The sequence below is a fragment of the Myroides sp. DF42-4-2 genome, from assembly GCF_030326445.1.
Taxonomy (GTDB): Bacteria; Bacteroidota; Bacteroidia; order Flavobacteriales; family Flavobacteriaceae; genus Flavobacterium.
On sequence record NZ_JACAKI010000007.1, the window covers coordinates 133,459 to 146,981 of the forward strand.

The 13,523-nt window shown below is 39.5% G+C and carries 9 protein-coding genes; 1 reads left to right on the forward strand and 8 read right to left on the reverse strand.

The features are described from left to right. Nucleotides 1-178 precede the first annotated feature (178 nt). Nucleotides 179-631 carry a hypothetical protein gene (locus tag HX062_RS07495; protein ID WP_255492428.1) on the reverse strand — a complete coding sequence of 151 codons (453 nt, stop codon included), beginning with the start codon at nt 629-631 and terminating at the stop codon, nt 179-181. A 233-nt stretch (nt 632-864) separates the two neighbouring features. On the opposite strand from HX062_RS07495, the gene HX062_RS07500 reads away from it, so the two are divergent. Next, nucleotides 865-1,401 carry a DMP19 family protein gene (locus tag HX062_RS07500; RefSeq protein WP_286466989.1) on the forward strand — a complete coding sequence of 179 codons (537 nt, stop codon included), beginning with the start codon at nt 865-867 and terminating at the stop codon, nt 1,399-1,401. A 120-nt stretch (nt 1,402-1,521) separates the two neighbouring features. Here the strand turns inward: HX062_RS07500 and HX062_RS07505 are convergent, their stop codons facing one another. The 7 genes from HX062_RS07505 to HX062_RS07535 form a co-directional block, all read right to left on the reverse strand. After that, nucleotides 1,522-2,391, reverse strand: coding sequence for an AraC family transcriptional regulator (locus HX062_RS07505; protein ID WP_182627708.1), 870 nt, complete (start codon nt 2,389-2,391; stop codon nt 1,522-1,524). A 285-nt stretch (nt 2,392-2,676) separates the two neighbouring features. Next, the gene (locus tag HX062_RS07510) at nt 2,677-4,638 is read right to left on the reverse strand and encodes an OmpA family protein (protein ID WP_286466990.1); all 1,962 of its coding nucleotides are present in this window, start codon (nt 4,636-4,638) and stop codon (nt 2,677-2,679) included. 11 nt (nt 4,639-4,649) lie between these two features. After that, on the reverse strand, nt 4,650-5,582 hold the full coding sequence (locus tag HX062_RS07515) for a PorP/SprF family type IX secretion system membrane protein (protein WP_286466991.1): 933 nt from the start codon (nt 5,580-5,582) through the stop codon (nt 4,650-4,652). Nucleotides 5,583-5,593: 11 nt separating this feature from the next. Beyond that, complete coding sequence (locus HX062_RS07520; protein WP_286466992.1) at nt 5,594-6,907, reverse strand: T9SS type B sorting domain-containing protein; 1,314 nt, start codon at nt 6,905-6,907, stop codon at nt 5,594-5,596. A gap of 53 nt (nt 6,908-6,960) precedes the next feature. Continuing rightward, nucleotides 6,961-7,509 (reverse strand): phage tail-like protein, encoded by a 549-nt coding sequence (locus tag HX062_RS07525; RefSeq protein ID WP_286466993.1) that lies wholly within the window; start codon nt 7,507-7,509, stop codon nt 6,961-6,963. Nucleotides 7,510-7,570: 61 nt separating this feature from the next. After that, nucleotides 7,571-12,094 (reverse strand): DUF8202 domain-containing protein, encoded by a 4,524-nt coding sequence (locus tag HX062_RS07530; protein WP_286466994.1) that lies wholly within the window; start codon nt 12,092-12,094, stop codon nt 7,571-7,573. A gap of 64 nt (nt 12,095-12,158) precedes the next feature. Beyond that, entirely contained in the window at nt 12,159-13,511 is a 1,353-nt protein-coding gene (locus HX062_RS07535; RefSeq protein ID WP_502888500.1) for a hypothetical protein, read from the reverse strand. Nucleotides 13,512-13,523: the final 12 nt, after the last annotated feature.

A 13,523-nucleotide genomic window follows, 5' to 3' on the forward strand; every position in this document is an offset into this window, starting at 1 on the left:
TCCTATACCTATTTAAATGCTCCAAAAAGTTAGATCCTTTTTGGGGCATTTTTTATGCGGTATGCTACAGCTAAAACAATACTACAACAAGCCGCTCCCCTAACTGAAAAAAGAGAGTGCCCCTTATGGAACACCCTCTTTTCATGAGCTAATTAAAATCAACTTGTTGTAATACGATTTATCTACTACAGTTGGCAGACCAAATTTCGCCGTCTTTTGTATAGGCGATAAACAAGGTACTTTCGTCTATTTTTATCAAGTGGGCCTCATCGGATCCAATATTGATCACTGTATTTTCACCTTCTTTTTCAAATTGAACACCTGTTAAATTAGGTATGTCATCAGAAAAAATAAAGTTGTAATTCTTTCCTACCTTGACTACCTCCACTTTTCCATCTTTGGCATCAATATGCGTTTCCCCTTTTGTGTAAGTGATGTGTCCTTTGTACTGCCCTACAAAGAGATCATTGTCAACGGGATCATCATCTTTACTACACGCTAGTGATACAAAAGCAAGTAAACTAAAAACGAACATCATACTCGCTACTCTCCTAACTGCACTTCTGCTTGCGCTGCTAATCATAGCTTTTGCGCTTGTTTTTCCTGTGTGTCTTGTTTCTTTTCTCATCATATTATGTTTTTTAAGTTGATAGTAATAATACAAAAACCATTCTTTTTTATACTAATCAACCATTTTTTAACAAAAAACACCCTATAATCCTAGGTAGAGCTGTTTTTTTTCCTTCAACAGTTTGTTAGGAGTGTAGAAATGGTGTGGAAATCATCCACATTCCACAAAATCGGTTCAAACGGTTATGATATGCTTTTCAATTGCTTTACCTTTGCGTTTTAATCCGAATAAACATGAGAGAATTTCCTTCTATTTTATTGTCTGAAGATGCCCTAGCCACGAATACGGCACTAGCTGTAATCCAGTCCAATATCTCTGTAGTCAATTATTTGCGTCATTCTGATGTGGGTGATGATGAGTTACATCCCGATGCATTTGCGAGTTATTGCGTAGATTACTACTATAATACGGTAAAAGAAGAGGGATTAGCTTCTTTCATCCACAAGACGAAATGGGATTTGGATATAATTGAAATTATCCAAGCAGGGTTAACTGCCATTGGTTCAGTAGATCACTTGGCCTATTTTGAAAAGCAGATGCGTCAAATGAAGCTCTTTAGCAAAGTAAAGCTTGCTAAATTCTTACAACATCCGTTGGAGAAGGGAAAAGAGATCGCACAATTGCTAGAAGACCGCAGTTTTCCTTTGGAGGACTTGATTCAGCTAAACGGCGATTGGTTGAAGCAACACCCCGATACGCAAATTGTTTCACTTGAAGAGATGCAAGCGCAACTCCTCTCATTTTTAGCAGAAGAGGAAGAAGAAGCTTAAGGGTATTCCAATCCAACAATTAGAGTTAGCAGCACTACTACATAAAAAAGCGAAACGCATGTTCATGGGTTTCGCTTTTTATTTATCTCGTTGTCCGTACTGATGGGTATGACAATCAATCTAATTATTTCGTCTAAATTCATCGGGGGTAGTATATACGTATTTTTTAAAAAATCGAGTGAAATAAGAACTATCTTTAAAATTAAGTCGATAGGCAATTTCACTGGCAGATAGGTTGGTCGAAATCAACAAGCGTTTACTCTCCAACAAAATGCGATCGCGAATCATATCACCAGCCGACTTTCCCCTCATCTTTCGGCAAACACTATTGAGGTAATTTGGGGTTACTACAAGGTGCTTGGCGTATTCTTTTGGAAATTTGTATTCGTAAAAGTGATTCTCAATTAATTGTTCAAATTGATCAATGATGATATTGGAGTTTACACTCTCGCTTCTACTTTCATTCTTTCGGTCCATTTTGCGCTTACACACAAAAAGTATTTCTAGTAAATAGATACGAATCAAGTTGATATCCTTGTTAATCTCAATTTTTAGTTCATGTAAAATACTCTGAATGGCGCTTTCTACCCGATTGCCAGAAAAGTTGTTCTCCAAAATGTTGTGCGTGGTAAAGCGATTAAAAAAGGCGAGCTCTTGCAGAAACATATGGTTTGTGATAAATTTAGTGAGGAAGGCCGATTTGAAATTGATGACATAGCCTTTAATACTCTTGCTAAAATTCCAATGGTGATGATGAAAATTACTCACGAAACACACATCGCCTTTTTTTACTTCAAAAGCTTCTAGGTCGGCATAATAAATGCCTTCGCCCTCCGTAATATAAATGACCTTTAGAAAATCTTGTTTGCTCAATTCTTTACTATAGGAACTTCCGAGCTGTATGGCTTGTTCAATCTCGAGCAATATAAAGTCATATTTATTTCCATAGCTATCAAATAACGCGAAATCATCAAAAGGGGTGTTTTTCATTATAAAGCAATTTTTTACATAAATTTAAACAAAATATCTGAAATTATAAACCTAATACAAACAAAATCAACTTAATTAAGTTAATTATACAAAGGTATATATTTGTAAAATAGCTTAAGCGTTCAGCCAAATGCAAGCGAATGCTAGGTTGTAGCCGTGTGGTGTATGGCGAAATGGTGGTGCTAAAAAAAAACAATTCAACTGTTCAAAGAGGTAGAGCAGCTGAATTGTTTTTTAGTAGTACTTGCATAGTGTTGTGACTAAACGTCGCTTATTTTGTGCGTATTACATGGCCACAATAATAAATTCGCTTCGACGATTGACTTGGTGATCTGCCTCAGAGCAAGGAGTACCATTACTACAATGGTTGAGCAACTGGCTTTCTCCATAGCCACGGCCTGTCAAGCGATTCGCCTCAATACCTTGTTGTTGCATCCAGGCTATGGTTGCTTGGACACGGCGATCCGAGAGGCTCAAATTATAGCTGTCGTTTCCTCTGCTGTCTGTATGAGAGCGGACATCAATTTTCATCGTTGGATATTGTCGCATTACTTCGACGATTTTCATCAGTTCTATAGCTGCATCCCGTCTAATCGTAGCTTTATCAAAGTCGAAATAAATAGGCTTTAATTGTAGACGCTTGAACAAGTCGTCATTTACTTGTAATGGCTTTTCTGTGCGTTCTAAGCCAATGTCAATTGTTTTTGGCTCTGTTTGTTCTTTGATAGAAAAAGCGAGCTCTACGGTGTTATAGTGTTGTTTTTCGGCTTTAATGCGGTACTTCACTCCACATGCCAAACCTGTAATTTGGTATTCTCCTTGGCTATTGGTGTAAAGAGTATCCATTTTTTGATAGTATGCATCAGAGAAAATCATGCGCGCATCGGATAAGATTTCATTCGTATCTAAGTCGTACACCTTTCCTTGGATGGTTTGATTACACTGTTTTTCTGCAAATAAATAGATGTCATCAGCGCCTTTACCTCCAGGGCGATTAGAACTAACGAAGCCTTTTTTCTCTTTGGGGTCATAGAAAAACGCAAAATCGTCCATACTGCTGTTAATGGGTTCTCCCATATTAATTACAGGGCCAAAACTTCCGTTTGGATAGAGTTGGGCGACAAAAACGTCCATTCCCCCAAGTCCTGGATGTCCATCAGAAGCGAAGTACAGTTGATTTTCGGAAGAGATAAAAGGAAAGCTTTCGCGTCCTTCGGTATTAATACCTTTGCCTAGATTTTCGACAGGGCCATATCCCCCATTGGGATAAAGCGCTACGCGAAATAAGTCAGATTGTCCTAAGGTTCCCTTTCGATCTGAAGCGAAGTACAACCATTTTTCATCTGGTGTTAAAGCCGGATGGGCAGTATTGAAATTATCCGAATTAATCGGCAATTCCTCTACTTGTCCCCACGACCCATCCGTTTGCTTTACAACCTTGTATATCTTAAGCGAAGAATTATGGGCTTTATTTTGCTTGCTTTTACCGCTTGGTTTACTGTTATTTCGCGTAAAGTACATGGTTTTACCGTCTTTGGTAAAAACTGCGGTAGCATCATTTACATCGCGGTTGTCTCCCATGGGAAGCAATTCAGGGGTAGCTACACCATTTTTATCAATTACGGCAGTATACAAGAGCGTATAGCGTTCATTGGTCCAGGAGTGAATTTTATTTTTGTTTTGGCGATCGGTATCCCTTGCTGAAGTAAAGACCATTTTGTTTCCAAGGATGGTTCCGCCATAATCAGAATAGGGACTATTGATATTTAGCAATCGAATGTCGTAGCGATTGGAGTGATGTTCAATATGAGAGAGGTACTCTCGATTCTTATTGTATTCCGCAACGCGAATATCTTCTTTTTCCAAGAGGGCGAACTGATTCATCACCTCTTGTGCTTTGTCGTAATTTTGTACGGCGCGAAGAGTTTGACTGTAGCGATAAAAGTATTCCGAAGGCAATTCACCGAGGTTTTTATCGTCATAGCTACCTTCAAAAAGTTCGGTATACCACTTGTTTGCCTCGACCAATTTTCCATTGAAATAGTATGCATCGGCTAAATTTTGCAGCATAGAGCTGTTGGTATACCCATTTGCAGCCATTCGTTCATAGATTTCAATGGCGTTGATATAGGCCGTTTGATCAAAGCTTTTATCTGCTTTTTTTTCTTGTTTAATTTGACTGTATCCACTACTTCCTAAACCAAGGCTTAGGGTTAGTATTCCAATTTGTATCCATTGTTTTACCATAATAAACGCTTTTAGAAGAACCTTGGCGCGGCAACGCGCTTAAATCCATTAAACAAACTAAAACGCAGAAATATTTCGTGCGAACCTGAATTATAACGGGCTAACTTACTTGTTTCTGCATCGTAACTATATCCGACAAAAATATTTTCTGACGCTTGAAAACCAACCAATCCACTAACGGATGCATCCCAGCGATAGGCGGCGCCAACGGTAAACTTATCTACAAACATAAAGTTTGCCGAAACGTCTACTTGCAGTGGAGAACCTTGTTCCATTTTGAACATGGCTGCGGGTTTGAATTTTAAACTGGGATTCAGTTCAAATACATATCCTCCTGTTAGGTATAGATGTAATTTTTGACGGAGTGTTTCTACTTCATTGTCGTCATATCGCGTCCTGGTCAGCAAATTAGGTGCAGATATTCCCACATACGCTTTGTCGGAATACAAGAACAATCCCGCGCCAATATTTGGGGTAAACTCATTGCTGATATCCTCCTTGGCTACAGGGTCTAATGGGTTGTAAATATCCAATTTGCTGTAATTTACATCCAATAGATTCGCTGATCCTTTCAATCCAAAGGCCAACTTATAGTTGTAATTCAAATCAATGGCATAGGATAAGTCCACGGATAGAGTATTGTCATCCATCACGCCGAGGTGATCATTCGTAAAGTTAACGCCCAAGCCTAATCCGGATTCTCCCAAAGGCGTATTCATAGAGATTGTCGCTGTTTTAGGTGCGCCTTTCAAGCCTACCCATTGGGTGCGATACAGTCCAAAAATATTCAGTCCTTCTCTGCTTCCTGCATACGCAGGATTAATATTGGAATGGTTAAACATGTATTGGGTGTACTGTGGATCTTGTTGTCCATATGTTGGTGCGATACAAAACAAACCTACCCCCCCAAGAACTATCGTTTTTATTGTGTTTCTTACTTTCATATTCTCGTGGTTTAATTGGTCTCTAAGTGTAAGTTAGCCGCTTTCTTAATCATTCGACTACCATTCGCATCTTTGTATTCGTACGTTACAATGTAGTAATAGGTTCCACTTGGTAATTTTTTCTTTTTGTCTACTGTAACCTTACCTTCGGAGTAGCCTGTAAATACGTTGCTACTTCCATCTCCATGCGGGTCGTAACCCGTTGTTTCGAATACTTTTACCCCCCAACGGTTGTATATTTCAACGCGGTTGTTTGGATATTTGTTGATATTGTCAATGATAAAATAGTCGTTTTTACCATCGCCATCGGGTGTGACTAAGTTGTAGATAACCACATCTCCTTCTAATACCCAATCCTTTTTTACTGTTCCAAAGGTGAAATAACCAAAATCTTTGATCGTTGTTGGCGTGGTAATGGTTTTTGCAGACATATCGACAACCCCTCCTTCATCTACCCAAAGCTGTTGTTTTTCATCCCATCGAATGATGTGGAGTTCATCTTCTGGATTTTTTAGCAAGTCTGGCGGGGTGGTACGATCATCCCAAGTCAGACTTAAAATTACCGTTTCCGTTCCCTTTAGTTTTGCATCTAGTTTCCAATATTCTGCCTCGTTAATTTGCTTAATGACACCTGTTGTATTTTTTCGCGTAGCAAAAAAAGAATCATCTTTTAGGCGATACTGCGCTACTACGGCATCTTTTATGTCTTTAGGAGCACTGATCATCGCAGGTCGAAAAAGAGATTCATCACCAATGGGATACTCAAAATGTTCTTTCCCTAATTTTTCCACCAGGCCTTCTGCATGGGATTGATCGCTAACATTCTGCGCTTTTGCGCCTTGCTGAAAGCTCAACATCCCCTTTGAAACTTGGTGAATGGGATCAACCGTCTCGTCTACTTTGACGATTCCATTTTGGAAATCTAAAGTACCGAAAACCCCCATATTATTTTGTAAATCGAAAGCCACTATGGGCGTTGAATTATTTAACTCTACATCAAAAAAATCCGAAAGTGATTGTCCACTAATGAGCTGCTTTCCTTCTTCTTTTCCATAACGCGTAAAAACGGCTTTACTCGTTTTTCGATGACTTGTAAACGAATAAAAGCCATCATTGTTAAAATTTCGAAAATAGTAGACCGTCCCATCATTAATCATTTCGGCACTTTCTGTATTGATAAAATCAAACTGTGTCGATAGAATCTCATTGGGAGAAATGAACATGACCCCAGTATTAGCAAGCACTGACTGCTCCGTTTCTTGCGCTTGTACAATACATCCAGAAAGACCAATAACAAGGCTTATAGTATAATGTGCGTGTTTCATTTTTCTAATTATTTTAACCCGTAAATTAATCATTTTATTTCATTTTTGGAATTTTAATTTACTTTCCAAAAGGACCACTCCGTACCATTGAAAATACACAGCATTTTTGACACAGTATCAAAGGCCATTGTTCCTGCTTTTGGACTTAAAATGTTCAGGTGGGGGCTTTCCATTTTAGGTAAGACCATGGCTTTTGATGTCGATTCTAAAATCAACACCCCCGATGCGGTTGAAGTACGGCTACCAATGATGGTAGGTGTAACGGTTTCACTTTCGTCCACCGATTGTTGTATACTCTCATCGACATCGCCTGCATTGATTGATAAATCAACCCAAGCGGCAGCTGTACCTGCTCTGTAGTATTTTACTTTTTTGTCGTTAGCATCGAAAACTAAGGTTCCTCCAACGGGGGAAACAACTTGCTGTTCTCCTGTGACCCATGGCAATATAATTCCTCTATTATCATTGGCTTTGAAGTCAAGGATTACATCGGTTCCTTCTACTGTTTTCTTTCCAATCGAGGTTTGACCTACAGCTGAAAAAATGCCTAAGCACGATACTACAGTGAGGAAAAAAAAGTGTTTATATATCATATTTATCATTGCTAATTGATTTAGATTAGTGGAAAAAAGCATGTGCCATGCTTTTTTCCACTGTGATTACCTATTCATCCACACATCCTTGATCTAAACAGCCCCATTGGGTTCCGTTATACATCTTCAGACAGTTTACTGTTGTATCGTACACCAGCATTCCCTCAACTGGGCTTAGGTTTTCAATTTGAGCCGTTGTCAAGCGAGTGATGACCAAACCTTTTGTTTTTGATTCTAAAACAACAAAGGCATTGCCGCGATTTGGTATCCATGATTTATCTGGTCGATTGAGCGTTGTAACGGCCAAATAACCGGATGAATCTAGGATGTTTCCACCATCTCCTTCTACAGGGTCGTAGTAACAAACAGTACAGTATTCAACTTCTAGTGATCCGTACAATTCTGATGTCGTTGTGTTTAAACACAGGTCATCGGATTCGTTGAGCATTTCAAAATCAAGGTACAAAGGGGTTTCTCTTTGACCGAGAGATGGATCATTAGGATCAATATCTTCTAGTACTATTCCTGCTTGATCGGGTGCTTTCACTTTAAATGTAAGGGTGTGTTCACCTGGTGGTAATACGAAATCTTCAATAATCAAACTACCTAATTCTGAGGTATCCACAACAACCGAACCACCAAAGCTAAGCGTTGGGGAGGACAAGGAATTATTTACGTAGGTAAACTCTTCGTTATACGTAAACTCAGACACCATATCGCTAATAGTAAATGCATTAGCATTTCTTACTTTAACTGATACTGTAACTACATCGTTTTCGACATAACATCCTTTATCGGTTAAAGCGCTGATCAATTCGATTGGCAAAGGTCTTTCTGTTGGATCACCAGTAGCAAGGGTACGCGTTGGTTCGCATCCAGTAGACAAGCGATCACAGCTCCATAGTTCAACGGTTTGCGTAGGATCATTATTCAACTTATAGCTCAATTTCCCTTGGTTCTCATAGACTCCAGGTTGTGCATTGAGATCAAAAATTGCTTTGGCTCTAAAAGTTAGTGTTGAAGTTCCTGGAACGATTAGATCTTGTATATCCAAAGTAGCTCCTTGTGCATAGTCGTTAACTGTTGCTTCAGCTATGGCGGCATCATCAATAGACAGGGACTCACCCACCCATTTCATCCCAGCTGGGAGCACATCGTTAAAACTCAGTTTATACGGGTCACAGTTTGTATTGGCGATGCGGAAAGTATAGGTTGCTTCTTCACAAAGGAGCATTTCTGTAGGCCCTTGTTTGGTGAAGATTAACCCTTGTTCGTTTGGTTCTGGCAATGGTGGTAAACAATAGAAGTCCATAGGTCCAATTCCAATGCGCATATTTCCTGAGCCGCTTCTACCTGAATAGGTATGAACGATATAAATTTTTTCTACAGCTACGTCGAATTCAACATACATTCTACCTTTAGCAGAAGCATAGCTTGAAGATTTATTTCCTCTGGCTGTATTTCCTGTTATGCGGTAGGTAGGTTTTGTTGATCCGTAACTCAACTTAGGGATAACTCTTCCGTTTCCACAGACGCCATACACTTCAATTTCGCTAAAGCGATTGCCGTATCGATCGACTTCAAAGATTTCAAAAGCACTAGCGGCTGCTTTAGGTGAACCATTTTGTTTGAGCACCACTTCCGTCACCATCTTTTTAGTGCCATCCCCTCTCCTTCTGTATTCTCGTAAGGAGCGATAGGTAGAAGGTCTTGGATAGCGATTTCTCATTGTTGAGGGTGATTCTACGGTCACATTTACGTCCGCAGTAAACCCGTCTCCTAAGTTAAACACCTGTGCAGTTGCCCCTTTTGTCCAATTTGTCTTGGTAAACTCCAAGCGTTTTACCCCTGTAAAATCACAAGATTCACATATACCAGGTAAGGCTTTGGCTCCAAAAGTAAAATAAGTATACTCATTCGTTGGGAATTTGTAATTCACTTGGTGACCATCGAATAAATAATCCATAGGGATTACGCGATCCCATTGATTATTTGCTAATTTTTCAGCCGTATCAGCCACTAATAAAAACACTTGCCAATTGGATCCATTGTAAGGGAAGTTGGCATCAGCAGCACGTACTAGGATACTTTGGTTAAAATTTGTATTGTCAACCATCCAAACACGGCCATTTAGTTTAGTGTCTATTTCACCACAGATCTCTTGATTCCCTGCAAAAGAATACAAGGTTAGCGGTCCGTTATTGTGTCCCCAAGTTAGGGCAGTTTTATCGTGTTGAATACCTCCTAACTCAGGATGACTACCTAATTTAGTACCCACACCCATATGGACAATAGACCCCACATCGGTTGATTTAGCTTGGTAGTTGTACAAATCGGCATCGTCATCTCGAACAACGGATGCCACATTGTGATGGTAGGTTCTATTCCAAGTGCTATTTCCATTCCAAATGGAGGTATTGTCAGATAGCAAGTAGTTAAAATTCGGAGAGGCTGTAGTACCTAATTTAATGGTAATGGCATATTTAATTCCGAGATAAGAATTAATTCTCTCCTTTTCATTGCTAGACAACACGCCTTCATAGAGTATAACTTCAGGCATTGCCCCTTGTAAGGTATAGGTTTTAGAAGAACTCCCTAGACCGAGCATTCCAGGCCCGTTCATCAAGACGTTGTTGTACTTATGGTTTACCGTTTCAGAATGTCCACCGTCAAACTCGAATGTAATGGTCGATCCTACTTTCCAGTGATAACCAGCAATTGTAGTTGCCCCAGTGTTGAACAATCGACTTGGACTATTGGTCAGTCCAGAAGATCCAATACGTCCCAATCCATCAATATTTGTTGAGCTCCCTCTATACACACCAAAAGATGGTCGGCGTGCATTTGTTCCAATTGTTTGTTGTCCAAATCCAATAAAATAAGAGCGGGATGAACTTTCGAAATCGTGATTTACAACTGCATAAAAAGCGACATCAGAGGGTACAGCCCTCGACATGGCAGCTTTATCAGTAATCAAATAGTCTTCCCATTTGCGGAAATAAGCCGTCGGATGGAAGTTTGTTTTTTCTTCGTATTCTACATATGAAGGAGCGGCACCGTTTGCCATTCTTTTTCGATAGGTAGTTCCCATTCCGGAGTAATCCACCCAGTTTACTACTTCTCCTCTACTGTCTAGGGTAATGGTATTTTTCTTTGAGGCGTTTAGCCACATTCTCAACCCATTACTCACTCCACCTGGGGCCACAAATTCGGAAGTGAAACCGATATAATCTCCATCGTTAATCACTACATTCTGAGCAACTCCATCTACAACTTTATAAATGCGAGTCTGACTTGGTGTGAAGTTAGGATTAGCCCCCACCAATAACCAGGTTCCCATACCGATACGGGCATTCACTGTAAATGAACTTTGTCCTGTTGTTTTTGCTCTTAACTTATAGTTGAACAAAGTGGTTAGTTTTTCTTGTTTAACCACGCCCGTTGCGGGATCCGTATACATTTGCAGAGTATAATTGGCAAAAGCAGTTCCCGTCAAATGACTATAGGGTTGGTTGCCCTCTAGTCCATTACCGCCTATCATTAAGGCCGTATTATTTGATAAGGTGGATGTATTTTCGGCATTGGTTTCTTGAAATTCTCCAATAGATACTGCTAAAGCAGCATTATCGGTACTCATCGCCTGTTTCTGATACAATCCACTTTGATCATCGCGTGCGAGACCAAAAACATCGTGTTTATAATCCGTATAGCCTGGTAAAATGCTACTATATATGGCTGTTCCGTTGGACAAGATATAGTTTGGCGCAGTAGTGGATAAACTTATTCCATATTTAATTGCGTAATGGGTGTTTATTTTGCGGATTTCATCGGCTGTCAATACTGATCCAGCAGCTTTGGATAAAACAACCACTTCCATAATCTCCCCATAGTAGTAGTATGGATTTGTGGTTCCTGAACTGGCCCCTCCAATCACACTTTTCGTTTGTCCGGTGGTCAAGGTGCGCCCAGCCATGGTCGACGTACTAGCCAAGCCATTTAAAATTTGACTCTGAGGCGTTGAGGAATTGTTCGGCAAGATAGCCATACCAATCCCATATATCCTTTCTTGCTCACTATGTGAATAGGAGGTTCCGCGAATCTCATGCCATAAGCGCTGTGCCCCCGATCCTGTTCCTGCTGTCCAACCAAAATTATCTCCATTTGAGGCTGTGTTTAAGGTAAAAACTGGCGCATACTTTATAGATCCTGAAAAGGATTCATTCTCTAAGCGCGAAATCCAAATAACAAAATAGGATTTACTTGGCTCCATTTGAAAATTCCCAATCGTTTCTAATCTTCGTTTTTCATTGTTGGAACTGGAAACATCTTCGTCATTGTAAAACTCAACAGCAGGATTGAAGTTCATTGCAGACTTGATATATCGAGGATAATACCCCGTGGTATTTGTAAAATGCCTCGTATTTCCTGATTTATCCATCCACACAGAAACATCAGCTCCATCTTGTACGGTTGTATTTGTTAACTCATCTGCTTTCAACCAATATTCTATGGTTACCCCATTTATTCCTCCTGGGGTTTGAGCCATAACCAACATAGAACATAGGAAAAACATTATTATATATACTTTTTTCATACATTTTTCTTTTTTAATCCTCGCTGAAAGCAACTTTCAGCAAGGATATTGTTACTTATGTTGCTTATTTTTTCTCCATTAATCTTTCTAGTTTTTCTAATCGCTCTAAAACCGCTTCTTGTTCTTTTTTCATTTGATCTATTTGGTCTTGTTGCTCAATAGTATGCAAGAATAACTCTTCCACTTTTTCTAGTAATTCAACGGAAAGGTTTGTTAAATCAAAACCATACCCTCCTTCATTTTTACGTAAATCACTAATTGGAGTTACCCCTGGTAAGTGGTGATTTTCTTTGACAAATCGCGCAATATCGGTTAACGTATTAAACTCATACGTCAGTTTGATATCAGAACTTCCAGTAAAGTATTTCTCAAATACATAATCCGCATATACTGCATTGGTTGTAAAAAACTTACCTGTTGTCACTACATCTCCTGCAACAAATAATTTTGCCGTTGGATCTGTAGCTGGAATCTGACTTGCCCCTATGGCAACTGTTCCTGTTTGATAAATGTTTTCTGTGTTTAATGTAGCCACTGTTGTCGATCCCTGAACTAACCAAGGCGAAGCAGGTGCCACTGCTGATTTATCTGCCCATCCTGGAACACTATTAGCATCGGTTACCAAGACTTGATTCGGTGATAGAGAATTAGCTATATCTTCTGGAAGTATGGTTCCATTTTTGATATGTGTCGATGTTATTCCTCCATCTGCCACTTTAATACTCGCTTCTTTTAATAAAGTCGCAGAACCATCTGTTACTGTAATTGACGCATCAGATTTCAGCTCTTTACCAGATATAACCTTAGTTACATCAACATCTGGTGTACCTGGTATCCAAGAAGTTCCATCAAACACCAAGGCTTGTCCATCTGTAACTGTTGTGGCAACTACTGGATTTCCTTGAATCTTGTCTAATCTTGTTGATCCTGTTGCTCCTGTTATATCTCCAGCAAGGGTTACGCTGCCTAAATCAACTTCTTCCTTCGTTCCATCGTCCTTGATATAGTAGTACTTATTCTCTGTACTATTGTATTCTACGTTTCCGTATTTACCTTCTAATTGATTTACTACTTCTGTGATAAAGGCTGTGTTTTGTGCAATCTCTTTAACGTCTAACTGCACCTTGTTCCCATCGGAATCAGTCACCGTCAACATATCCGCATCAAGCGTAAAGCTTACGTTAGTCGTATTAATTGACGACCAATCTATAGTACCCTCAGTACCATCGTCTTGGATGTAGTAGAATCTGTTCTCGTCTACATTGTAGTAAACATTTCCGTATTTGCCTTTGAGCTTGTTGACAATATTAGTAATCAACGTCTGGTTATTCCCTACATTGGTAATAAACTCATCATTAGTGGTCAACTCAGTGATAAAACTAGAATTGCTTGCAATCTCTTTAACGTCTAACTGCACTTTGTTCCCATC

Bases quoted from the DNA above. Each gene is read 5' to 3' on its own strand.
- HX062_RS07510 (WP_286466990.1), bottom strand. From the start codon at position 4,638: ATGGTAAAACAATGGATACAAATTGGAATACTAACCCTAAGCCTTGGT.
- HX062_RS07500 (WP_286466989.1), top strand. From the start codon at position 865: ATGAGAGAATTTCCTTCTATTTTATTGTCTGAAGATGCCCTAGCCACG.
- HX062_RS07520 (WP_286466992.1), bottom strand. From the start codon at position 6,907: ATGAAACACGCACATTATACTATAAGCCTTGTTATTGGTCTTTCTGGA.
- HX062_RS07530 (WP_286466994.1), bottom strand. From the start codon at position 12,094: ATGAAAAAAGTATATATAATAATGTTTTTCCTATGTTCTATGTTGGTT.
- HX062_RS07525 (WP_286466993.1), bottom strand. From the start codon at position 7,509: ATGATAAATATGATATATAAACACTTTTTTTTCCTCACTGTAGTATCG.
- HX062_RS07495 (WP_255492428.1), bottom strand. From the start codon at position 631: ATGATGAGAAAAGAAACAAGACACACAGGAAAAACAAGCGCAAAAGCT.
- HX062_RS07505 (WP_182627708.1), bottom strand. From the start codon at position 2,391: ATGAAAAACACCCCTTTTGATGATTTCGCGTTATTTGATAGCTATGGA.
- HX062_RS07515 (WP_286466991.1), bottom strand. From the start codon at position 5,582: ATGAAAGTAAGAAACACAATAAAAACGATAGTTCTTGGGGGGGTAGGT.